The sequence below is a fragment of the Rhodoferax sp. GW821-FHT02C08 genome (genome assembly GCF_059421805.1).
The window spans coordinates 92,463-115,285 of sequence record NZ_JBWKVR010000010.1; the positions used below are offsets into that span (position 1 = coordinate 92,463).

The window sequence follows — 22,823 nt, forward strand, 5'->3', positions numbered from 1 at the left end:
TGCTGCTAGCGCAGATATTACCTGCGCTAGCAGCTATACATTCAGTAGCAATGTATCAATACGTCAATGTGCCGATCCGGTCAGGATGACCTCAGGCGTGGTCACCGGGCCGGAGCCACTGAAGCGCTCCAGGGCCAGATAGATCACCGGCGTAATGAATAGCGTAATGGCCTGGGAGAACACCAGCCCACCGACCACGGCCAGGCCCAGCGGCTGGCGCAGCTCAGCGCCCGCGCCTATGCCCAGGGCAATCGGCAAGGCGCCCATCAGCGCAGCCAGCGTGGTCATCATGATGGGGCGGAAGCGCAGTATGCAGGCCTCGCGGATCGCCTCGGCAGGCGTCATGCCACGGTGGCGCTGCGCCTCCAGCGCGAAGTCGATCATCATGATGGCGTTCTTCTTCACGATACCGATCAGCAGCACGATACCGATGGTGGCAATCAGCGTCAGGTCCTGGCCGAACAGCATCAGCGTGGCCAGCGCCCCCACGGCGGCAGACGGCAGGCCGGCCAGAATCGTCAATGGGTGGATATAGCTCTCGTACAGTACGCCCAGCAGCACATAGATGACCAGCAAGGCCGCGACCACCAGAATCGCCTGGCTGCCCTGCGAGCTTTGGAACACCGCCGCATCACCGCCATAGCTGGTGATGATGCTGGACGGCATGCCAATGGCCGTGCTGGCCGCGTCGATCTTGGCAGTCGCATCGCCCAGGGCCGCACCGGGCGCCAGGTTGAATGACACAGTTACCGCCTGCAACTGACCCGCATGGTTGATGGCAGTGGGACCTACGGTGCGCTCCACCGTGGTGAAGCTGGACATGGGCACCAAGGTCCCGTTGGACGAGCGGACATAAATACCGTTCAATGCACGTTCATCCAGCTTGGCCTCAGGGGCCACTTCCATGATCACCTGGTAACTGTCGGTGGGCAGGTAGATGGTGGACACCTGGCGCTCGCCGAAGGCACTGAACAAGGCGGTGCGGATGGTGTCAATCGACACGCCCAGGGTGTTCGCGTTGTCGCGGTTGATCTTCAGCTGGGCTTGCAGGCCGCGCAGCTGCGAGTCGCTGGTCACGTCACGGAAGATGGGGTCGGCACGCAGCTGCTCTTGCAGCTTGTTAGCCCAGGTGTTCAATTCATCAGCCTTGATGCTTTGCAGGATGTACTGGTACTGGGCCTTGCTCTGGCGGCCACCCAGCTGCAGGTTCTGCACAGGCCGCATGAAGACGTTGATGCCGGCCACGGCGCGCAGCTTCTTGCGCAGGCCTTCGACCACCTTTTTCATGGGCAGGCGTTCGCCTTGCGCCTTGAGGTTAATGAACATGCGCCCGGAGTTCTGTGCGTTGTTGCCGCCGGTGAAGGAGCTGACCGTGGCCACGTTCTCGTCCGCCCGGAAGATCGCCGCCGCACGCTCCTGCAGCTTGACCATTTCAGGGAAGGACACGTCTTCCGCAGCTTCGGTGGTGACCTGGATCTGGCCTATGTCTTCCTCGGGGAAGAACCCTTTGGGAATGATGTAAGCCAACCAGAACGTGGCGACAAACGTACCCGCCGCCACCAGCAGCACCAACTTGCGGTGGCGCAGAGCCAGGTCCAGCGTCTTGGTATAGCCGGCCAGCACCACGTTGAAGCCAGTCTCAAAGGAATGCACCAGGCGGCCTGGCGGCTTCTTGTGCGACTCGTCACTCAGAAAGCGGCTGGCCAGCATGGGCACCAGAGTCAGCGACACAAAGGCCGACACCACGATGGACAAGCCCACCACCACGGCGAATTCGTGGAACAGCAACCCGATCACGCCGGGCATGAAGAAGATGGGAATGAACACCGCGATCAAGGAGGTGGACATGGAAACGATGGTGAAGCCCACCTCGCGCGCCGCACGCAGCGAGGCCTGGAATGGGTCTTCGCCGTTTTCGACGTGGCGGATGATGTCCTCCAGCACCACGATGGCGTCGTCCACCACCAGGCCCACGGCCAGCGTCAGGCCCAGCAGCGAAATGTTGTCCAGGCTGTAATTCAAGCCCCACAACAAGGCCACGGCCCCCACCAGGGACACGGGCAAGGACAAGGCCGGTATCAAGGTGGCGATGAAGCGCCGCAGGAACAGGAAGATCACCAGCACCACCAGCGCAATCGTGCCCATCAGGGTCAGCGACACATCGTGCAAGGCCTCGCGCACGGACTTGGAGCGGTCGTTCACCGGCGTCATGGAAACCGACTGCGGCATCTGGCTTTGCAGCCTGGGCAGCGCGGCGCGGATGGAGTCCACCACCTTCACCGTGTTGGCGCCCGGCTGGCGCTGGATGGCCAGGGTGATGGAGTTCTCGCCGTCCAGCGTGGCCCAGCTCTTCAGCGTTTCCAGGCTGTCTTCCACGCTGGCCACGTCTTTCAGGCGCACCGGATTACCGCCCCGGGTGCTGACGATCAAGTCTGAGAAGTCGGCCGCGTTGCGCAGTTGCCGATTCGCCTGCAGCACCAGGGTTTGGCGCGGCCCTTCCAGGGTGCCCACCGGCGTGTTCACGTTGGCGGACTTCAGGGCACTGCTCAGCTCGTCCAGGCCAATATTGCGCACCGCCAGGGCTTGCGGATTCACGCGCACACGTACGGCGTAGCGCTTGGCGCCAAAGATATTCACCTGGGCCACGCCGTCGATGGTGGACAGCGTGGGTGAAATCAGATGCTCGGCAAAGTCTTGCAGGTCAGCCGGTGCCAGCGATGGCGAGGTCATGGCCACCAGCAGCACCGGCGCGTCCGCCGGGTTCACCTTGCGGTAGGACGGCGGGTTCGTCATGTCGGTGGGCAAGGAGCGCTGCGCACGCAACAGGGCCGCCTGCACGTCCACCGAGGCGGCGTCGATATTGCGGCCTTCGTCAAACTCCAAAGTCAGCGAGGTGCTGCCCAGAATGCTGGTGGAGCTGATGGTCTTCAGACCGGGCACGGTCTGAAACTGCTTCTCCAGGATCAGCGCCACTGAGCTGGCCATGGTCTCGGGGTTGGCCCCCGGCAAGGTGGCCGACACGTTGATCACCGGCGTGTCGTAACTGGGCAGGGCCGCCACTGGAATCTTCTGGAAACCAATGACGCCGGCCATGACCACCGCCGCATTGAGCAGCACCGTCATCACCGGACGGCGGATAAAGACTTCAGAAAAGCTCATGGTGCGGCAGGCCGAGGTGTGTTGGCGGAATCGGCGCTGGCGCTCTTGGCAACCGAGCTGGCGGCGTCACTTGCAGCGGGGCTGGAGGCCGCGGGTTTGGCGTCATGGGCACGCTCGACCACGCGGGAACCTGGGCGCACGTTCTGCTTGCCGTCCACCACGATGGCGTCACCGGCATTCACGCCCGTGACAGCAGCGTCCGTGCCCTGGGCATATACCAACTGGATGGGTTTGGACACAGCCTTGCCCTCCTCCACCGTGTAGACGATGTTGCCGCGCGCGCTCTGGATGATGGCAGCCTGGGGCACAACCACCGCACCCTTCAGGGTGTTGAAGGTTTGCGATACCTCTACAAAAGCACCGGGCCACAGCTTGCCTTCTTTGTTGGTGAACTCTGCCTTGGCCTTGACCGAGCCCGAGCTGGCATCCACCGCGTTGTCCACAAACTGCAGGCGGCCCGTAAATGAGCCGCCGCCATCGCCCAGGGTTGCAGTCACGGGTGCGCCGCCGCCCTTCAATGCCGCAAGAGCATTGGGAAGATTGCGCTGCGGCAGGCTGAAGCCCACCGAGATCGGGTCCAGCTGGGTAATCGTCACCAGAGTGGTGACATTGGCCTGCACCACGCTGCCGGTAGACACCGGCACCTGGCCTGCACGGCCAGTATTGGGCGCGGCTATGCGGTCAAACGACAGCGCGACCTTGGCCGCGTCTATCGCCGCCTGGTCTGCTGCCACGGTGGCAGCCAGGGCATCGACCTGGGCCTGGGCGGTATCCAGAGCGCCCTGGGAAATAAAGCTCTGGCGGAAAAGCTCCTGGCTGCGTGCGTACTGCCGTTTGGCATCGGCCAGGGAGGCGTTGTCCTTGGCCAATTGGGCGCGGGCCTTGGCCAGGTTGGCCTCGTCGGTACGCGAATCCAGCGTGAACATCAACTCTCCGGCCTTGACGAACTGCCCTTCCTGGATGTGCACCTTGGCCACCACACTGGTGACCTGGGCCTTGACGTCCACACTGGTGATGGGCGTGACCGTACCCGTGGCCTTCAGCACCACCGGGAAGTCCTTGGACTGCGCCTTGACCGTGGTGATGGTGACCGGAGGCGTAGCCGACGAGGCCCCGGCGGAAGGTGCGGCGGCGGCACTGGCGCCACCTGCAGGGGCCGCCACATCGGCCTTACCTGAGCAGCCCGCCAGGACCAGCACCAGCGCGCCGCAAACAGTATTCAAAAGAATGGGAACAGTCTTCATGGGGTTTCTAGGTCGGGTCGAAAAGTGCGCCAAAGAATGGCCAATCCTGCTTGCAGGTCGCGTAGCTCTTTGCCGGTACAAGCCGTCAAAGCACGTTCTAAATCAGCCTGCGCATCCTGCTGGATATGTGCAAGCTGTGCCAGCCCGGCATGGGTGGGCTGTAATTGGGTACGCCGCCGGTCGTCGCTGGCGGTTTGGGGGGAGACCAGGCCGCTCTGCACCAGGCGGTCCGTCATGGCCGAAGCCGTGGGCATAGTGACGCCCAGAAAAGCCGCGACCTCGCCAATCGAACAGTCCGGCTTGCGTGCAATGAAGTTTAGGCAACGAAACTGCGGCACCGACAAATGTGCACCCGCACCTAGCCTCATCGCCTGGCGGATGGAATCCATCACGGCGGGCACAACCTCCAACACCATGGCGGCATGTTTTTGTACGGACGATGAAGCGGGCAAAGCAAATAATTGGTTAGCTAAACTAAGTGAAATCATATGCTGCCCCGTCAGGCCGGATGCCAGTACAAGGCCTGTTGCATATCGTCACAAGGTAAAGAATTGCAAAATTGTTGGCGGATTATCCGAATTCGCTGTGCATTTGCCATGACAACAACCCGGAGTTCTATGCTGACCTTGCACCACCTGAACAACTCCCGTTCGCAGCGCGTGCTGTGGCTACTGGAAGAACTGGGCCTGGACTACCAAATCCAGCGCTACCAACGCGACGCCACAACCATGTTGGCGCCGGCCAGCCTGCGCGCAGTACACCCCCTGGGTAAATCGCCGGTGCTAACCGATGGCGCCACGGTGCTGGCCGAATCGGGCGCGATTGTGGAAACCGTGATCGAACAGCATGGCCAGGGCCGGCTCGCCCCGGCTGTCGGCACGCCGGATCGTCTACGCTACCGCTACTGGCTGCATTACGCCGAAGGTTCGGCCATGCCGCCCCTGCTGCTCAAGCTGATCTTCGACAAGATCGAGAACACCAAGATGCCGTTCTTCGTGAAGCCCATTGCCAAGGCCATCAGCGGGAACGTGAAAAAGAGCTTCATCCTGCCGCAACTCAAAACCCATCTGGACTTCATGGAAGCGGAGCTGGGCAAAAGCCTGTGGTTCGCAGGCGCCGAGTTCAGCGGGGCCGACATCCAGATGAGCTTCCCCATCGAAGCCGCGCAAGCCCGCGGAGGCCTGGACAGCAGCCGCCCGAATCTAATGGCCTACCTGGCCCGCATACACGAACGGCCCGCCTACCAGCGTGCGCTGGAAAAAGGCGGGCCGTTCACACTGGGCTGAATCCAGCGATTTATAAGGAATAAGCCACCAGCGCAGATAAAACCTGCGCAGGCAGCTACTATTTCAATAGCGAATCAAGCGACTGCGTTGAGTTGTTGCTCCAGCTTGTGCAGCACCTGGTAGCACGGCAGCACCTTGGCCACGCTGCTATTAGGTTCGCGGCCTTCGCGGATGGCGGCGAAGAACTCGCGGTCCTGCAGCTCGATACCGTTCATGGACACAGCCACCTGGCTCACGTCGATCTTTTCATCCTTGCCGGTGAACAGGTCGTCGTAGCGGGCGATATAGGTCGCGCTGTCGCCGATGTAGCGGAAGAAAGTACCCAGCGGGCCATCGTTGTTGAAGCTCAGCGACAGCGTGCAGATCGCGCCATTGGCGGCCTTCAGCTGGATGGACATGTCCATCGCAATACCCAGCACCGGGTGGATCGGGCCCTGGATCGCATTGGCCTGCACGATGGGGCTGCCACACTGGTAGGCGAACAGGTCCACTGTGTGGGCCGCGTGGTGCCACAGCAGGTGGTCGGTCCAGCTCCGTGCCTGGCCCAGCGCATTGGTGTTGGTACGGCGGAAGAAATAAGTCTGCACATCCATTTGCTGGATGTTGAACTTGCCGGCCGCAATTTGCTGGTTAACGTACTGGTGGCTGGGGTTGAAGCGGCGGGTGTGGCCCACCATGGCCACCAGGCCGGTCTTCTTTTGCAGAGCCACGACTTCTTCGGCACCCGCCAGGCTGTCGGCCAGAGGGATTTCCACCTGCACATGTTTACCCGCTTGCAGACACTGGATGGTCTGGGCGGCATGCATTTGCGTGGGGGTGCACAGAATAACGGCATCCAGCTCGGGCAAGGCCAGGCTTTCGGCCAGGTCGTCGGTCACGTGGCCAATGCCGTACTTGGTGGCGACTTCGCGGGTTTTGTCCATATCGCGGCCAATAACCGAAATGGCCTCCACGCCGTCGATCAGCTTGATTGCATCCAGATGCTTGGTGCCAAAAGCGCCAGCGCCCGCCAGGGCGACTTTGATTGTCTTAGCCATTTAGTTGTTCTCCATAATTAGATGTCCCACCGCCGTATTCGACGCTGGTACATGAAAGAAGCGGTGCTTCAAGGTAGGCGCTGCACCGCCAGCCACGTCGGCCATGGCGCCGCGGGCAATCAGCCACATCACCAGCTCGATACCTTCCGAGCCAGCTTCGCGCACATAGTCGATGTGCGGCACGCTGGCCAAACCATCGGGGTCGGCGATCAGGCGGTCCAGGAAGGCGTTGTCCCACTCCTTGTTGATCAGGCCGGCGCGCGCACCTTGCAATTGGTGGCTCATGCCGCCCGTGCCCCAGATCTGCACCTTCAACGGTTTGTCGAACGATTCGATCGCCTTGCGAATGGCCTTACCCAACTCGAAGCAGCGGCGGCCCGATGGCACCGGGTACTGCACCACGTTGACAGCGAACGGAATCACCGGGCAAGGCCAGCGGTAATCGGATGCGGGGGGCTGGCCGCACATCAAGCTCAGCGGCACGGTCAAACCGTGGTCCACGTCCATCTTGTTGACGATGGTCAGGTCAAAGTCCTGCTGGATCACTGACTGCGCAATATGAGCGGCCAGCTCGGGGTGGCCGATGACCTTGGGCACGGGGCGCGGACCCCAACCTTCGTCGGCGGGCGTGAACTCTGCCGCAGTGCCGATGGCGAACGTCGGGATCATGTCCAGACTGAAAGCCGTGGCGTGGTCGTTGTAGACCAGAAAGATCACGTCGGGCGTGTTGTCCTTCATCCACTGCTTGGAGTATTCATAGCCCTTGAACAGGGGCTGCCAGTAAGGCTCGGTCGTTTTCCCCAAATCGATGGCCGCGCCGATGGCGGGGACATGCGAGGTGTAAACGCTGGCGGTAATTTTGGCCATATCAGTTGTTTCCTTTTTTGCCCGCAGAACCCTGCGGTTGGCGGTGCGCCTGGGCGTCGCCGTCTTCACCAACCACGCGGTTGCCCTGCACGGAGCGGCCACCGCCGACCATCATGTTGCGGTATTCCTCTTCGGTCATGCCGGTCATGCTGCCCGCCATCTGCTGGAAGCTCTTGCCGTCAGTCGCGCCAATCTTGGCCAGGAAGTAGATGTTGCCGCCCAGGGAGATGCAGCGGTTAAGGTCGCGGGCCAGTACGGCCAGCTTTTGGTCTTCGGTCATGGCCCAGGCGTCCAGATAGGCGCGCTCATCGGCCTTGAACTTTTCGCGGTTCTCTGCCTTCATCAAGGACATGCAGAACTGATTCAGGTGGTAGCCCTTACGGCTTTGCTCGGCATCAAAAATGGTAGTGCCGGGCACGTCCAGATAGGGTTTGTCTAACGACATATTTAGCTCCAATACAGACGGTTGGGGTTGTCCACCAGCAGCTTGCGTTGCAACTCGGCGGTGGGCGCAATCTGTGGGATGTAGTCCACCAGCAGGCCGTCGTCGGGCATGTGGTCCTTCAGGTTCGGGTGTGGCCAATCGGTGCCCCAGAGCACGCGGTCAGGGAAGGTTTCCACCAGATGCTTGGCGAACGGCACAACGTCCTGGTAAGCATGCTGCTCGCCGTTCAGGGCCTTGGGGCCGCTGACGCTCAGGCGTTCGGGGCAGCTGACCTTGCTCCAGATATTGCTGTGCTCGCGCATCATCTTCACGAACAGGGCGAACTCGGGGCCGTCTACCGCCTTGGTAACGTCTGGGCGGCCCATGTGGTCCACCACCACCGTGGTGGGCAAGCTGGTGAAGAAGTCGTAGTACTCGGGCAAATCGACTGCCTCGAAATAGATCACCACGTGCCAGCCCAGGGGCGCAATACGGGCGGCGATTTCGCGCAGCACCTCGCGCGGCGTGGAGTCGGCCAGGCGCTTGACGAAGTTGAAGCGGGTACCGCGTACGCCGGCGGCATGCATCTCTTGCAACTCGGCATCCGTCACCAGCTCGTTAACCGTGGCCACACCCATGGCCTTGCCATTGGACGCCTTGAGCGCATCCACCAGGGCGCGGTTGTCGCTGCCGTGGCAGGTGGCCTGCACGATCACGTTCTTGTCAAAGCCCAGGTGGTCACGCAGGGCAAACAGCTGCTCCTTGGACGCATCGCAGGGCGTGTACTTGCGTTCTGGCGCATAGGGGAACTTGTCACCGGGGCCAAACACGTGGCAGTGCGCGTCTACCGCGCCAGCCGGCAACTGAAAGCGGGGTTTGCTGGGGCCGGTGTACCAGTCCAGCCAGCCGGGGGTTTTGGTGAATTCCATATACGTCCTCTTGTTTTGCTATGCAATCAATAGCTGCTTGTGCAGGTATTACCTGCGCTACAGGTCTATTTGATGCTTGATTTAATCTATGTAGCGCAGGCCGGCTTTTTCCAAGGGCTCACGCATCTTGTACATGTCCAGGCCCAGCACGCCGGCTGCCAGCTTGGCGCGCTTTTCGCCTTCAAAACTCTCGCGCTTCTCGGCGGCGTCGGCCACCTGGGCGGCGATGGCAGCGGGCACCACCACCACGCCGTCCACATCGGCAATCACCACGTCACCGGGGTTGACTATGGCTCCAGCACAAACGATCTGCACGTTCACCGAACCCAGCGTGGCCTTGATCGTGCCCTTGGAGTTGATGGCTTTGCTGAATACCGGGAAGCCCATTTTTTCCAGGTCGGCCACATCGCGCACGCCGCCGTCGATGATCAGGCCCTTGGCGCCACGCGCCTGGAAGCTGGTGGCCAGCAGGTCGCCAAAGAAGCCGTCTTCGTTGTCGGTGGTGCAGGCGGCTACCGCCACGTCACCGGGCTGCAGCTGCTCGGCCGCCACATGCATCATCCAGTTGTCGCCAGGCTGCAGCAGGATGGTGACGGCGGTGCCGCAGATCTTGGCGCCGTTGTAGATGGGGCGCATATAGGGCTTCATCAGGCCGACGCGGCCCATGGCCTCGTGGATGGTGGCCACGCCCAGCTTGGACAGGCGTTCCACGGCGGCCTTGTCCGCGCGCACGATGTTGCGCTTGACGATGCCCAGGTTGTTCATATCGGTCATATTGGCTCCTTATGCGTTTTTAGCTTTGAGGGCGGCATCCAGGCGCGGGAACACGCGGCGCGCATTGCCTTCGTAGATCTGGAAGCGGTCTTCGCTGCTCAGTATCTTGCTGGCTTCGATGTAGCGCTTGGTGTCGTCGTAGTAGTGGCCAGTTTGCGGGTCGATGCCGCGCACTGCGCCAATCATTTCCGAGGCGAACAGCACGTTTTTCACCGGGATCACGGTGTTCAGCAGGTCGATGCCGGGCTGGTGGTAGACACAGGTGTCGAAGAAGATGTTGTTCAGCAAATGCTCTTCCAGCAGCGGCTTCTTCAGCTCTTGCGCCAGGCCACGGAAACGGCCCCAGTGGTAAGGCACGGCGCCGCCGCCATGCGGAATCAGGAAGCGCAGCGTGGGGAAGTCCTTGAACAGATCGCTGGTCAGGCACTGCATGAAGGCCGTGGTATCGGCGTTCAGGTAATGCGCGCCGGTGGTGTGGAAGCAGGCATTGCAGCTGGTGGACACGTGGATCATCGCGGGGATGTCGTACTCCACCATCTTCTCGTAGATGGGGTACCAGTGCTTATCACTCAGCGGGGGCGAATTCCAGTGACCGCCGCTGGGGTCCGGGTTCAGGTTGATGCCGACGTTGCCGTATTCCTTGACGCACTTTTCCAGCTCAGGGATGCAAGTCGCGGGGTCCACGCCCGGGCTTTGCGGCAGCATGGCAGCGGGGATGAAGTTGTCGGGAAACAGCTGGCTCACGCGGTAGCAGAGTTCGTTGCAGATGGCGGCCCAGGTGCTGGACACATTGAAGTCGCCAATATGGTGGGCCATGAAGCTGGCGCGCGGGCTGAAGATGGTCAGGTCGCTGCCGCGCTCGCGCATCAGGCGCAGCTGGTTGGCTTCGATGGTCTCGATCAGTTCGTCGTCGCTGATCTTCAAATCGGACACCTTAGGCATCATGGCCGGGTCTTTGATGCCGGCAATTTGCTGATTACGCCAGTTTTCCAGCGCCTTGGGCGCGGTGGTGTAGTGGCCGTGGCAATCGATGATCATGGGTGTCTCCTGCTTGCTATAAATGAAAAGAAGAAATTAGGCGGGTTCCATGCCTTGGCGGCGCTTGGCTTCCTCGGCCTGGGGCGAACACATGAAGGCCAGCAGATCGCGCACGGCCTGCGCTTGGGACGAGCCGGTGCACACGCCAGCAGAAAACGTGGTGGTGATCTGGATCGCGGGCGGCAGCGGGCCGACCACGGTGATGCCGTCCAGATTGATCAGCTCGCTCAATTGTTGAAAGCCCAGCTCCACCTCGCCACGCGCAACCAGCGCGCCCACAGGTACGCCAGGTGGCGCCTGGACAATGCGGTCGGCAATGGCTGCGGCAATGCCCCAGCGCTCGAATAATTTGACCAGGGCCACACCGCTGGGGCCGGTGGAATAGCTGATGCTGCCCGCCGCCAGCACGGCGCTGCGCACTGCGTCTTCGCTGGAAATATCAGGCAGGGCCGCACCAGCCCGCACGGCTACCGCCACGCCGGAGTGCACCAGATTCACCTTGCTTTGCGCGTCGATGTGGCCGGCGGCAATCAGCTTGTCGATGGCGTCAGACGCCAGAAAAACCGCGTCAAACGCCTCGCCGGCCTGTACCCGCTTGGCGGCGTCCACACCGCCCACGGACTCAATCGCCATGCGTTCATCCGACTGCTGGGCATACAAGGCCAGCAAATCCGCCAGCAACTGGCGGGTGGCCATGGAGGAGATACCACGCAGCGCCGGCGTGGTGGAATCGATGGAGGCGATGGGCTTGATCTGGCTTTGCATGCCGGGCATTCTGTACCCGCACCAGGCCTTTGTTAAGACAGGGCCTCCACTATCAGTTATCGCAAAACAGCATAATAGATGATCAGCTATACACATATATAGCAACACCATGGACTTAAAACAGATCGAATACTTTGTGCGCGTGGCCGAGCTGGGCAGCTTTACCCGTGCCTCGACCGCGCTGAACATTGCCCAGCCAGCACTCAGCCGGCAGATACGCCTGCTGGAGGTGGAGTTGCGCCAAACGCTGCTGGTGCGCAATGGGCGCGGCGCGGCGCCTACCGAGGCCGGCAAACTATTGCTAGAGCATGGGCGCGGCATCCTGCACCAGGTACAGCGGGCCCGCGAAGAGCTGGGCCGGGTGCGGGGCTCGCTGGCCGGGCGCGTGGCCATTGGCCTGCCCAGCAGCCTGGCGCGCATGGTGACCGTACCCCTGACGCGGGCCTTCCGCCAGCAAATGCCGGACGCGGCCCTGTCCATACGAGAAGGCCTGTCGGTCGCCATGCACGAATCATTGCTGGCTGGCCGGCTGGACATTGCCGTGCTGTACAACGCCCAGCCCAGTGCCGAGGTAGATATCAGCCCGCTGATGGAGGAAGAACTGCTGTTGGTGCAGGCCCGCCCGCCCGGCCTGCCGGAAGACCCGCCACCGGCCGCCATCACGCTACGCGAGGTGGCCGCCCTGCCCCTGGTCATTCCCAGCCGGCCGAATGCCATACGCATGCACGTGGAAGCCGAAATGGCGAATATCGACTGCCGCCCGCAGGTGGTGCTGGAGATCGATGGTGTGGCCGCCATCCTGGACCTAGTGGCCGATGGCGTGGGCTGCGCCGTACTGTCGCGCAACGCGGTAGCCAGCTCTATCCGCCCCTCGGCCTTTACCGTGCGCAGCATCCAGCAGCCAGCCCTGCGGACCAAGCTGGCCCTGGCCACCAGCTCGCTGCGTCCATCCACACTGACGCAGCAGGCCGCGCTGGAGCTGCTGCGGCGCACCGTGGAACAGGTCAACACCCAACACTGAGCGTTGCTGGCATATGCATATGCCAGGACAAACGTAACAACCCACGCATAATCCAGCCCTTGTCTAAAACCCAAGTCCACCTTGTGTGCGGCCCTTATTTCCTTTATTCCATGTCCTACAAGCGCCAATTCCTCCAAACCGTCGCCGCCCTGTCCGTGGGCCTGTTCCTCAGCGCTTGCCAAAAATCGGCGCCAGCACCCGAAGCCGCCGCACCTGCCGCGCCCGCTGCCAGCAGCCCGGCACCCGCAGCCCGCGTGCTGACCGTAGGCACGGACCCCACCTATGCACCATTTGAATTCCAGAACGAAAAAGGCGACATCGTCGGCTTCGACATGGACGTGACTACCGCCGCCGCCAAGAAGGCCGGCCTGGAAGTCAAGTTCGTCAGCACGCCCTGGGAAGGCGCGTTCAACGCCCTGGCACAAGGCGATCGCGACGTGCTGGCATCGGCCATCACCATCACCGACGAACGCAAGCAGACCATGGACTTCTCGGAGCCCTACTTCGAAGCCAGCCAGCTGATTGCAGTGAGCGAATCCTCCAAGGTCGCCAAGCTGGACGACCTGAAGAAGAGCAAGATCGGCGTGCAGACCTCTACCACCGGCGAAGAAGTCGTAGTCAAGCTGCTGGGCAAGACCAGCCCCAACATCAAGCGCTTTGAATCCACCCCCCTGGCCCTGGCCGAACTGGCGGCCGGTGGAGTGGATGCTGTGGTAGCAGACAACGGTGTGGTCATCCACTACCTGGCCAACAACCCCAACGCCAAGTTCAAGTCGGTCAGCGACGCCAGCTTCGCGCCCGAGTTCTATGGCCTGGCCTTCAAGAAGGGCAACACCGAACTGGCAAGCCAGTTCAACAAGGGTCTGGCCGACATCAAGGCCGACGGCAGCTACCAGAAGATTTACGAGCAGTACTTCAAGTCTGCCGCCAAGTAAGCGGGCAAAAATAGACAAGGAGGGCGCAGTGCAGTTTCGTTGGGAAATTCTGGCCGGCTACGGCCCCTTGTTCGCAGAAGGCCTGTGGATGACGGTGCAGCTCACCGTGCTGGCCACAGCGGCTGGCATGCTGCTGGGGGCGGCGGTCGGCCTGGTCAACACCAACAGCCTGCTGCCCGCCAGCCCGCCCTGGCCGCTGGCCTGGTGCCTGAAACTGCTGCGCGCGCTGACCACCGCCTACGTCACCTTCTTTCGCGGTACGCCGCTGTTCGTGCAGATTCTGCTGGTGCACTTTGCGCTGATGCCGGTGCTGGTACACCCGGACGGCGGTTGGCTGCTCAGCGGTGACGCGGCACGCGAGTTCCGGCAAAACCACGGCGCCTTTCTGTCTGGCGCGCTGGCGCTGACGCTGAATGCCGGGGCCTATATTTCGGAAATCTTCCGCGCCGGCATCCAGAGCATCCACACCGGCCAGACCGCAGCCGCGCAAAGCCTGGGCATGACGCCCTGGCAGAGCATGCGCTACATCGTCATGCCCCAGGCCTTCCGGCGCATGGTGCCTGCACTGGTGAATGAAAGCGTGGCCTTGATCAAAGACACATCACTGGTGTCCGCCATCGGCCTGCTGGAGCTGGCCATGGCCGCCCGCACCGTGGCCGGCGCCTATTCCCGCTATTGGGAACCTTATCTGGCCATCTCGGCCATGTACCTGGTACTGACCTGGACCCTGTCGAAACTAGCCAAGAAACTTGAAGTGCCCGAGCATGCGCGCGGACGCTGAACATACGCACACCACCATGCAAACTTCTCCCCTTGACGACTTCTTTGCCCGGCGTGCGCTGGTGATACTTGACGGCGCGCTGGCCACCGAGCTGGAGCGCCGCGGCGCCGACCTGAACGACCCGCTGTGGTCAGCCAAGCTGCTGATCGAAAAGCCCGAACTGATACGCCAGGTGCACCTGGACTACTTTGTGTCCGGCGCCGACGTGGCCACCACCTCCAGCTACCAGGCAACCTTTGAAGCCTTTGCCAAGCGCGGCTTCGACACGGCGGCCTCGGCCCAGCTGATGCGCGACTCGGTGCGCCTGGCCGTGGAAGCACGCGACGCGTTCTGGGCCGAGCCCGCCCACCGCGTGGGCCGCATCAAGCCGCTGATCGCTGCCTCGGTCGGCCCCTATGGCGCCATGCTGGCCGATGGCTCGGAATACCGCGGCCACTACGGCCTGAGCGAAGAGCAGCTGATGGATTTCCACCGCCCGCGCCTGCAGGTGCTGGTGAACTCGGGCGCTGACCTGCTGGCCTGCGAAACCATTCCCTGCCTGGCCGAAGCCCGCGCCATTGCCCGCCTGCTGCCGGAATTCCCGGGCGCGGCAGCCTGGATCAGCTTCTCTTGCCGCGACGGCCTGCACACCAGCGAAGGCGAGCTGCTGGGCGAATGCGTAGCTGCGCTGGAAGGCTTTGACCAGGTGGTTGCCGTAGGTGTGAACTGCACCGCCCCCGAGCACATTGCCTCGCTGGTGGACCAGATGCATGCGCGCACCCGAAAGCCCATCCTGGTGTACCCCAACTCAGGCGAGCACTACGACGCGGCCCACAAGCAGTGGCACGGTAACCCCAGCGCCTCGCACTTTGCCGAGCAGGCACGCGGCTGGCATGCGCGAGGCGCCCGCCTGATCGGCGGCTGCTGCCGCACCACGCCAGACGATATTGCCGCGGTACAACACTGGGCCCACACGGCCCTTCCCGCAGCCACGTGAACCCACTCGCGGCGCTCTTGCTGGCCGCAGCGATGGGCTGCGCGGCCACAAGCGCGCCCGCCGCGGACTTCGAGCAAATCCAGCGCATCAAGACAGAAGACGCCATACCCCGCTGGCGCGAAGCTGCCGCCCAGGCCAAGGCCCAGCACGATACAAGCTCCGACACCGCCGTCCTGGCCATCTGGCAAGCGCTGGACCAGCAAACCGACACCGCCACCGGCAAAGCCCCTTTGCAGGAGATCGTCGGCGCACTCGACACCGGCAATGCCAGCCAGTTGCTCGCCCATACCAGTTGGCTGCGCTGGCGCATCCTGTCGCAGAACGCAGACGCCCGCTACTCCTTTGCCTACGCCTACGAACTCAGCCATATGCGCGACCAGGACGGCGACTTCGGCCAGGAAGCTGTCATCTTCTTCCTGCACGCCAAGCTAGCGCTGACGCTGGACGGCAACCGTTGCACCGACCGCAGCAAGGCCGAGCATTTGATGGACTGGTACCCTGCGCAGGCCTATCTGCAGCCGCTGCTGGCCAAGATCGACCGCATGAACGCGCAAGACAAATCCATCGCCATGATGGAAGCCATCTCGCTGGAGGAAATGCGTGGCGAACGCCCGCCCATGCGCTGGCTTTGCCCCAGCGCCGACCCATCGGCAACACCGGCCGCCGATGCCGACGTGGACTTGCTGGGCACCCAGCCGCGCTTTGTACGCGATGCGCGTTGGCGCAAATACCGCAGCGATCTGCTGGAACAGCTGACCCGCGTTGCCGCTCGCGACCTCTGAATATTCATAAGATTTATGGCTACAGCGCAGATAAAACCTGCGCAAACAGCTCTTAATTCAATAGCAAACCAGGAGCCCGAACCATGCGCACCTACCCTCTCTTGCTGGCCTGCACGGCCATGGCCGTAGCGCTGTCCAGCGCTATGGGCCAGACCACGCCCCACATTGCACCCCGTATCGCCCCTAGCAGCGCTCTCTGGAGCAGCGACCCGGTTTTTGCGTTTGACCTGCCCAAAAAGAAGGCTGTCAAAACCCGCCAGTCCCTCAGCGGTATCGCTTGCAGCTTGAATGCCGCACAGGAACGCGTATGCCTGATGGCGTTTGACGAAGGCGAGCAGGCGCGCTTTGCCAAACTTGGCAACAACAAGCTGCAGCCGCTGCCCGAGCCCATCGTGCTGCGCAGCGGCGATGGCGAGCTGGACGCCGAGGGCGCCGCCGCCGATGGCCAGTACTTCTACGTTACCGGCTCGCACTCGGCCAAGCGCTCCAGCTGCAAAAGCAACCCCGACAGCCGGCACGTGCTGCGCTTCCAACGCGACCCCGCCACCGGCCTGGCCCTGCGCACCGCCGATGGCAGCCTGGCCGGCTATGCCGACAGCGGCCACCTGTGGGACATCCTGCAGGCCCAGCCAGCCCTGGCAGCCCATGTGGGCGAACGCAAATGCCTGGGAGCCGAGCCACCGCCCGATGCACCCGAGCTGCAGGGCCAGCGCGGCATCAACATCGAAGGCCTGGCAGTACATGCTGGGCGCCTGTATTTCGGCTTCCGAGGGCCGGCCCAGGACGGCCAGGCCGGCGTGTTGGCAGTCGATGCGCAGACGCTGTTCCAGGGTGGCGATAGCCACCCCGCGCTCACACAGTTGGTGCTCGGCAGTGGCCGGGGCGTACGCGATATGCTGGCCGTCAGTGACGGATTTCTGGTCTTGGCCGGCCCGGACGACGACCCCAGCCACCAAAACAGCGTGGACTGGACCGTATCCTGGTGGGATGGCCAGCCCAACAGAAGCCCAGTGGCGCCCCGCGTGCTGGCCACACTGGACCTGCGCGCCGTCAAGCTGCGCAGTTGCGACAAGGAACTCAAGCCCGAAGCCATCACCCTGCTGGCCGAGACTCCACAGGCCTACCAACTGCTGGTGCTATCCGACGGCATGTGCGATGGCGGGCCGCTGACGTTCGACGTGCCGCGCTAGCTTGTGTTTAGGCCGGACTGAGCCGGTAGAAGCGCTCCGCCGTGCCCGCCCACACGGCCTGCGCTGAGGCCGGGTCCAGACGCTGCAAAAGCTGCTCGCTGCAGGCCACCCAGGCCGGGTAGTCTGCGGCCAGGTTCAGCACCGGCCAGTCGCTGCCCCACATCAGGCGCTGCGGGCCGAACAGCTCCAGCACCGTATCGACATAGGGGCTGAGCATGTCGGGCTGCCAGCCTGTACCCACCTCGGTCACCAGGCCGGACAGCTTGCAGCAGACCTGGGGCAATTGCGCCAGCGCCGCCATACCGTCGCGCCATTGTGCAAACTCCATATGGCCCGGCCCGCGTGCCACCACCGGCTTGGCGCAGTGGTCTATCACGATGGGCAGCGCTGGGTGGCGCTGGGCAAAGCGCAGCAAATGCGGCAAATGCGCGGTCATCACCAGAGCATCCAGCGACAGGCCCAGGCGCAACAGGGCCTGCACCGCCGCGTCAATGGGCGCGCTGGCGATCCAGCTGGCATCCGGCAGGTCCTGCAGCATGGGCCGCACGCCTTTGAATACGGGGTTGGCGGCCAGGCGCTCCAGCTCGGCCGGGGCACTGGCGGCTTGCATATCCACCCAGCCCACCACGCCCTGCACAAAACTGTGCTGCGCGGCCAGGGCCAACATGTAGTCGGTCTCAGCCACCGTGGGCGCTGCCTGGACCAGCACGGTGCGCGACACCTGCTGCTGGGCCAGCAATGGCTGCAAATCGGCCGGCTGGAAGTCGCGGTAGATGGGGCCCAGTGCCGGGGTCAGCCAGCCGTAGTCGGGCCGCGCCAAGGTCCAGAAATGCTGGTGTGCATCAACCCTCATGCTGCAGCTCCAAACAAAGGCTTGGTGCCTGTATAAGGTGTGAGCGTGGCGGTGAATGCAGTCGTCATAGCAATGTCTTGGGCGGGGTTATTGGTCTAGTGGTAAGACCAATTTAAACGAATGACCGTATTGTTGATTTGGGGACTAGACCTGCCAACCGGGTATTCCCCAGGGACTTCATGGCCGGGCCGCGCAGCAGCTACACAACTTAGGGAAACAGGGCTCCAGCGCAGGTAATACCTGCGCCAGCAGCTACCATTTACATAGCAAGTCCAGTTAGTGCCAGACCTGCTGCGCCACCCGCAGCATATTGCCGCCTAGGACCAGCACGGTCTCGGCCGGCGTCATGCCCTGGTCTTGCAGCGCCTGGTCCAGCTGCTGCCAGGCGGACACCGGCACATAGCTGGCTCGGGTAATGGCACGGTCATAGCCTATGGACGCCGGCCACCAGTAGCTGGGGTCGTAGTCGCCAGGCGGGTCGTCGTTCAGCTCAGGCTGGCGAAAGCTGATGTCCAGCCCAATGCCAGCATGCCGCACACCCACCACATTCGCCACATAAGCGGCATGCCGCGCCACGTCTTGCACCGATGGCGTCTGCGTACCCAGGAAGAAGGACACGCCGGACACGCACACCACACCGCCGGTGGCTGCGCAGGCACGTATCTGTTCGTCGGTGATATTGCGGCCATGCTCCACCAGGGCCAAGGGGTTGGCATGGCTGAAGATCACCGGCTGGCTGCTGGCCGCCATGATGTCCAGGCTGCAGCGCCGCCCGGTGTGCGAGCAGTCCATCAGCATGCCGGCCGCGTTCACCGCCTGCACCATGCGCAGGCCCAGCGGCGTCAGCCCGCGCTCCACATCGTGGCAGCCATCGGCCACGCTGTTGTTGCGGTTGTAGGCAAAGTGGATTTGGCGCACACCCAGGGATGCGTACAAAGCCACCATCTCCGGTTGCTCCAGCAGCGGCATGGCACCTTCCAGGTCGAAGCCTATGGCGATCTGGCCGCCGGCCTGGGCACGCTGGATGTCGGCCACGCTGGCGGCTAGCCGGTAACGACCCGGCTGCGCGGCGATGCTGGCACGGAAACCGGCCAGCACGGACATCACCTGGCTGAGCGGGTTCATGTCCATGCCGACGTTGATCGACACGTAGTGCACGCCGGCGGCGCGCAACTGCTCAATCGGTTCAAAACTGGCCTGCGGGTGCAAGGGCAAACAGGCGTGGGATTCCCAATGGATCATGCGGCAACTCCGGTTCGGCGAAAGCCGCTGGAGGCTTCCATCAGTTGGCGTGTATAAGGTTGGGTCACGCGGCTGGCCGCCAGGTCGGCGGCGGACAGCATCTCCACCGTCTGGCCGCGCTGCATCACCATCAGCCGCTGGCACAGGTGGGTGACGACCGCCAGGTCGTGGCTGACCATGATGAACGTCAAACCCCGGCGTGCGCGCAGGGCCTCCAGCAGGTTCAACACCTCGGCCTGCACGGACGCATCTAGCGCCGAGGTAGGTTCATCCAGCAGCAAAATCTGCGGCTCCAGTATCAGCGCCCGGGCAATGGCGATACGCTGGCGCTGCCCGCCCGACAACTGGTGCGGGAAGCGGAAGCGAAAGCCCTGCCCCAGGCCCACATCGTCCAGCGCCTGCGCGATACGCGCTTCGGCGTTGTCGATGCCGTGGATGGCCAGCGGTTCGGCCAGCAACCGGTCTACCGTGTGGCGCGGGTGCAGCGAGCCGTAGGGGTCCTGGAACACCATCTGCACGCTGCGCCGGAATGCCTTGCTGCCCGGTTGCGGCAAGGTATCGGCCCCCAGCAGCTGCACTGTGCCTGCGGCGCGCGGCGTCAGGCCACAGATGGCGCGCAGCACCGTGGACTTGCCCGAACCGGACTCGCCCACGATGCCAAAGCTCTCGCCCGGCTGCACGGCAAAGCTGGTGTCCGCCACGGCCACAAAGCCATCAAAGACCACGCGCAGCTTATCGACTTGCAGACCTATGGACGGGTTCATAGCGCCCACTCCGGCTGCCGGTCCAGCGTAGGCAATGGGTGGCGCTGGGCGCCCAGTTGCGGCAGGCAGTTCAGCAGGCCTTGTGTGTACGGGTGCGTGGCCTGCGCCAGGCCACCAGCGCTCAGTTCTTCCACCACGCGCCCCGCGTACATCACCAGAATGCGGTCGCAAAAGGTGGAGACCAGGCGCAGGTCGTGCGATATGAACACCAGGCCCATGCCGCGCTGGCGCACCAGGCCCTCCAGAATAGACAGCACCTGCAGCTGCACCGTTACATCCAGCGCCGAGGTGGGTTCGTCGGCAATCAGCAACTCGGGTTCGGCAATCAGCATCATGGCGATCATGGCGCGCTGGCCCATACCGCCCGACACCTCGTGCGGGTACAGGCGGTAGACCCGCTCGGGCTCGTCGATCTGCACCGCCTCCAGTGCGGCCAACGCCTTGTTACGTGCCTCGCCCCGGCTAACAGGGCTGTGGGCACGCAGAGTCTCCACAATCTGGTCCCCAATGCGCATCACCGGGTTAAGTGAAAACTTCGGGTCTTGCAGAACCATGGCAATGCGCCCGCCGCGCAACGCGCGCCGCTCTTTGGGTGAACATGCCAGCAAGTCTGTGCCATGGAAGGCCAGACGCTGAGCGGTCACACGGCCCTCCGGTGCAGTCAAGCCCAGGATCGCCCTGCCCGTCTGCGATTTGCCCGAGCCCGATTCGCCCACAATGCCCAGGCGCTCGCGCCCCAGCGTGAAGGACACGCCCCGCACCACCTCGGCCCAGCCGCCGTCGCGGTTGGGGAAGGACACGCGCAGATCGTCCACCACCAAGACGGGATCACTCATTTGTTGCCCTTTGGATCCAATGCGTCGCGCAAGCCATCACCCACCAAGTTGAAAGCCAGGCTGACCAGAAAGATAGCCGCCCCAGGTGCCGCCGCTACCCACCATTGGTCCAGCACATACTGGCGGCCATTGGCGATCATCGCCCCCCACTCGGGTGTGGGCGGCTGGGCGCCCAGGCCCAGAAAGCCCAGGCCGGCAGCGGTGAGGATGATGCCAGCCATGTCCAGCGTGACGCGCACGATCACCGACGACATGCACAGCGGCATGATGTGGTGCAGCACGATGCGCCAGGGCGAGGCGCCTATCAAGCGCACGGCGGCGATGTAATCGGCCTGGCGGATGGTCAGGGTTTCGGCGCGGGCCATGCGCGCATACGGCGGCCATGCCGTGATGGCAATGGCGATGATGGCATTCTCAATACCCGGGCCCAGCGCCGCGACAAAAGCCAGGGCCAATATCAGCCGGGGAAAGGCCAAGAAGATATCGGTGATGCGCATCAGCACCGCATCCACCATGCCGCCTGCGTAGCCCGCCACTGTGCCCACCAGCAAGCCTATGGGCGCTGCCAGCACGGCCACCAACACCACCACCTCCAGGGTGATGCGTGCGCCAAAAATCAACCGCGACAGAATGTCACGCCCCTGGTCGTCCGTGCCCAGCCAGAACTGCGCGGACGGCGGCAGCAGGCGCATGGTACGCAGGTCGCCCACCGTGGGCGCATAGGGCGCCAATACGGGCGCAAGTACGGCCACCAGCACCAGGGCCAGAATCGTCAGCAGGCCCAGTACCGCGAGCCGGTTGCGCAGGAATACCCGCCAGGCGTGGTAGGCCCGGCCCCAGGCCGCCTGCTTGCGCGAGCTGGGTTGTTCACTCATCAGCCAGCCGTGCCAGCGTTGCAATAACTCCATCATCTACTCCGGGTGCGCGGGTCCAGCGTCTTGTAGAGCAGGTCCGACAGCAGGTTCAAGGCGATAAAGATCGAGCCCACCACCAGCGTGCCGCCCAGCACCGCGTTCATGTCGGCGTTCTGCAGCGAGTTGGTGATGTATAGGCCCAGGCCCGGCCAGGCAAAGACCGTTTCGGTCAGCACTGAGCCCTCCAGCAGCCCGGCGTACGAGAGTGTGATGACCGTTACCAGCGGCACGGCGGCATTGCGCAATGCATGGCGCCAGATGATGCGCGCCTCGGACAAGCCCTTGGCACGCGCCGCCACGATGTACTCTTGCGACAGCTCGTGCAACATGAAGGACCGCGTCATACGGCTGATATAGGCCAACGAGAAATAACCCAGCAGCGAAGCCGGTAGCACCAGATGCGACAGCACATTGGCAAATGCATCCCACTGCCCGGCCATGGCCGCGTCCAACAGCAACAGGCCCGAAACATTTTCCAGGGTGTACTCGAACGCCACGTCCACACGGCCCGGCCCACCGACCCAACCCAGCTTGGCGTAGAACAGCAGCAGGCCCATCAGCCCCAGCCAGAAGATAGGTACGGAATAGCCGACCAGGGCCATGACCCGCACCAGTTGGTCCACCGGACCGCCACGGCGTACCGCCGCCCACACGCCCAACGGCACGCCTATGCCGGCGCCCAACAGGATGCCCAGGGTGGCCAACTCCAGCGTAGCGGGGAATACATGGCGTATGTCCTGCATCACCGGGTTAGAGGTCAGCACCGAGATACCGAAGTCCCCATGCAGCACCTTGTCCATGTAGATGATGAACTGCTCCCACAGCGGCTTGTTCAGGCCCAGTTCTTCACGCACCCGGGCCACGGCGTCGCCCGAGGCATGGTCGCCCAGGATGACCAGCACCGGGTCTATGGGCATAACCCGGCCAATGAAGAAGGTGACCGCCAGCAGGCCCAGATAGGTCAGCACCATGGCCAACAAAAACCGACCTGCAGCACGTAGCCATA

23 protein-coding genes are annotated in these 22,823 nt (G+C 63.2%); 7 read left to right on the top strand and 16 right to left on the bottom strand.

Annotated elements, in window-relative coordinates; translation table 11 throughout:
* Nucleotides 1-63 precede the first annotated feature (63 nt).
* From AC07VY_RS14130 to AC07VY_RS14140, 3 genes are read right to left on the bottom strand one after another with little or no spacing between them, the layout of a single operon-like run.
* On the bottom strand, nt 64-3,159 hold the full coding sequence (locus AC07VY_RS14130) for an efflux RND transporter permease subunit (protein WP_495074356.1): 3,096 nt from the start codon (nt 3,157-3,159) through the stop codon (nt 64-66).
* Nucleotides 3,156-4,403, bottom strand: a complete 1,248-nt coding sequence (locus AC07VY_RS14135; RefSeq protein ID WP_495098145.1) for an efflux RND transporter periplasmic adaptor subunit — start codon at nt 4,401-4,403, stop codon at nt 3,156-3,158. Before AC07VY_RS14135 ends, AC07VY_RS14130 begins: the two co-directional genes overlap by 4 nt.
* Nucleotides 4,400-4,855, bottom strand: a complete 456-nt coding sequence (locus AC07VY_RS14140; RefSeq protein ID WP_495119488.1) for a MarR family winged helix-turn-helix transcriptional regulator — start codon at nt 4,853-4,855, stop codon at nt 4,400-4,402. The genes AC07VY_RS14135 and AC07VY_RS14140 overlap by 4 nt, the downstream gene beginning before the upstream one ends.
* A gap of 165 nt (nt 4,856-5,020) precedes the next feature.
* Between AC07VY_RS14140 and AC07VY_RS14145 the strand changes: the two genes are divergently transcribed.
* Entirely contained in the window at nt 5,021-5,689 is a 669-nt protein-coding gene (locus AC07VY_RS14145; RefSeq protein WP_495074359.1) for a glutathione S-transferase, read from the top strand.
* Nucleotides 5,690-5,763: 74 nt separating this feature from the next.
* On the opposite strand, the gene AC07VY_RS14150 is transcribed toward AC07VY_RS14145, so the two are convergent.
* The 7 genes from AC07VY_RS14150 to AC07VY_RS14180 form a co-directional block, all read right to left on the bottom strand.
* Entirely contained in the window at nt 5,764-6,726 is a 963-nt protein-coding gene (locus tag AC07VY_RS14150) for a Gfo/Idh/MocA family oxidoreductase (protein ID WP_495074360.1), read from the bottom strand.
* Nucleotides 6,727-7,593: a class III extradiol dioxygenase subunit beta gene (locus AC07VY_RS14155; RefSeq protein ID WP_495098143.1), complete on the bottom strand. Its 867-nt coding sequence runs from the start codon at nt 7,591-7,593 to the stop codon at nt 6,727-6,729.
* 1 nt (nt 7,594) lies between these two features.
* Nucleotides 7,595-8,038 carry a protocatechuate 4,5-dioxygenase subunit alpha gene (gene ligA / locus AC07VY_RS14160; RefSeq protein WP_495098142.1) on the bottom strand — a complete coding sequence of 148 codons (444 nt, stop codon included), beginning with the start codon at nt 8,036-8,038 and terminating at the stop codon, nt 7,595-7,597.
* A 2-nt stretch (nt 8,039-8,040) separates the two neighbouring features.
* Nucleotides 8,041-8,946: an amidohydrolase family protein gene (locus AC07VY_RS14165; protein WP_495098141.1), complete on the bottom strand. Its 906-nt coding sequence runs from the start codon at nt 8,944-8,946 to the stop codon at nt 8,041-8,043.
* An 81-nt stretch (nt 8,947-9,027) separates the two neighbouring features.
* Nucleotides 9,028-9,711, bottom strand: coding sequence for a 4-carboxy-4-hydroxy-2-oxoadipate aldolase/oxaloacetate decarboxylase (ligK, locus tag AC07VY_RS14170; RefSeq protein ID WP_495074713.1), 684 nt, complete (start codon nt 9,709-9,711; stop codon nt 9,028-9,030).
* Between the two features lie 18 nt (nt 9,712-9,729).
* Nucleotides 9,730-10,758 (bottom strand): amidohydrolase family protein, encoded by a 1,029-nt coding sequence (locus AC07VY_RS14175; protein WP_495098140.1) that lies wholly within the window; start codon nt 10,756-10,758, stop codon nt 9,730-9,732.
* 36 nt (nt 10,759-10,794) lie between these two features.
* Nucleotides 10,795-11,454 carry a substrate-binding domain-containing protein gene (locus AC07VY_RS14180; protein ID WP_495098202.1) on the bottom strand — a complete coding sequence of 220 codons (660 nt, stop codon included), beginning with the start codon at nt 11,452-11,454 and terminating at the stop codon, nt 10,795-10,797.
* 178 nt (nt 11,455-11,632) lie between these two features.
* On the opposite strand from AC07VY_RS14180, the gene AC07VY_RS14185 reads away from it, so the two are divergent.
* The 6 genes from AC07VY_RS14185 to AC07VY_RS14210 all read left to right on the top strand — a co-directional run bounded on the left by AC07VY_RS14185 (nt 11,633) and on the right by AC07VY_RS14210 (nt 17,208).
* Nucleotides 11,633-12,544, top strand: coding sequence for a LysR substrate-binding domain-containing protein (locus tag AC07VY_RS14185; protein WP_495098139.1), 912 nt, complete (start codon nt 11,633-11,635; stop codon nt 12,542-12,544).
* A gap of 110 nt (nt 12,545-12,654) precedes the next feature.
* The gene (locus AC07VY_RS14190; RefSeq protein WP_495074365.1) at nt 12,655-13,479 is read left to right on the top strand and encodes a basic amino acid ABC transporter substrate-binding protein; all 825 of its coding nucleotides are present in this window, start codon (nt 12,655-12,657) and stop codon (nt 13,477-13,479) included.
* A gap of 28 nt (nt 13,480-13,507) precedes the next feature.
* Nucleotides 13,508-14,260 (top strand): amino acid ABC transporter permease, encoded by a 753-nt coding sequence (locus tag AC07VY_RS14195; protein WP_495074366.1) that lies wholly within the window; start codon nt 13,508-13,510, stop codon nt 14,258-14,260.
* A 16-nt stretch (nt 14,261-14,276) separates the two neighbouring features.
* Nucleotides 14,277-15,236: a homocysteine S-methyltransferase gene (gene mmuM, locus AC07VY_RS14200; RefSeq protein WP_495098138.1), complete on the top strand. Its 960-nt coding sequence runs from the start codon at nt 14,277-14,279 to the stop codon at nt 15,234-15,236.
* Nucleotides 15,233-16,018 carry a hypothetical protein gene (locus AC07VY_RS14205; RefSeq protein ID WP_495098137.1) on the top strand — a complete coding sequence of 262 codons (786 nt, stop codon included), beginning with the start codon at nt 15,233-15,235 and terminating at the stop codon, nt 16,016-16,018. The genes mmuM and AC07VY_RS14205 overlap by 4 nt, the downstream gene beginning before the upstream one ends.
* A gap of 83 nt (nt 16,019-16,101) precedes the next feature.
* Entirely contained in the window at nt 16,102-17,208 is a 1,107-nt protein-coding gene (locus AC07VY_RS14210) for a DUF3616 domain-containing protein (RefSeq protein WP_495098136.1), read from the top strand.
* A 7-nt stretch (nt 17,209-17,215) separates the two neighbouring features.
* Here the strand turns inward: AC07VY_RS14210 and AC07VY_RS14215 are convergent, their stop codons facing one another.
* The 6 genes from AC07VY_RS14215 to AC07VY_RS14240 all read right to left on the bottom strand — a co-directional run bounded on the left by AC07VY_RS14215 (nt 17,216) and on the right by AC07VY_RS14240 (nt 22,788).
* Nucleotides 17,216-18,061 (bottom strand): amidohydrolase family protein, encoded by an 846-nt coding sequence (locus tag AC07VY_RS14215; RefSeq protein WP_495098135.1) that lies wholly within the window; start codon nt 18,059-18,061, stop codon nt 17,216-17,218.
* 276 nt (nt 18,062-18,337) lie between these two features.
* Nucleotides 18,338-19,303, bottom strand: a complete 966-nt coding sequence (locus AC07VY_RS14220) for a dipeptidase (protein WP_495098134.1) — start codon at nt 19,301-19,303, stop codon at nt 18,338-18,340.
* Nucleotides 19,300-20,067 (bottom strand): ABC transporter ATP-binding protein, encoded by a 768-nt coding sequence (locus AC07VY_RS14225; protein WP_495098133.1) that lies wholly within the window; start codon nt 20,065-20,067, stop codon nt 19,300-19,302. Before AC07VY_RS14225 ends, AC07VY_RS14220 begins: the two co-directional genes overlap by 4 nt.
* On the bottom strand, nt 20,064-20,903 hold the full coding sequence (locus AC07VY_RS14230; protein WP_495098132.1) for an ABC transporter ATP-binding protein: 840 nt from the start codon (nt 20,901-20,903) through the stop codon (nt 20,064-20,066). The genes AC07VY_RS14225 and AC07VY_RS14230 overlap by 4 nt, the downstream gene beginning before the upstream one ends.
* Nucleotides 20,900-21,814 (bottom strand): nickel transporter permease, encoded by a 915-nt coding sequence (nikC, locus tag AC07VY_RS14235; protein ID WP_495074374.1) that lies wholly within the window; start codon nt 21,812-21,814, stop codon nt 20,900-20,902. The genes AC07VY_RS14230 and nikC overlap by 4 nt, the downstream gene beginning before the upstream one ends.
* Nucleotides 21,811-22,788: an ABC transporter permease gene (locus AC07VY_RS14240; RefSeq protein WP_495098201.1), complete on the bottom strand. Its 978-nt coding sequence runs from the start codon at nt 22,786-22,788 to the stop codon at nt 21,811-21,813. The genes nikC and AC07VY_RS14240 overlap by 4 nt, the downstream gene beginning before the upstream one ends.
* Between the last annotated feature and the right edge of the window lie 35 nt (nt 22,789-22,823).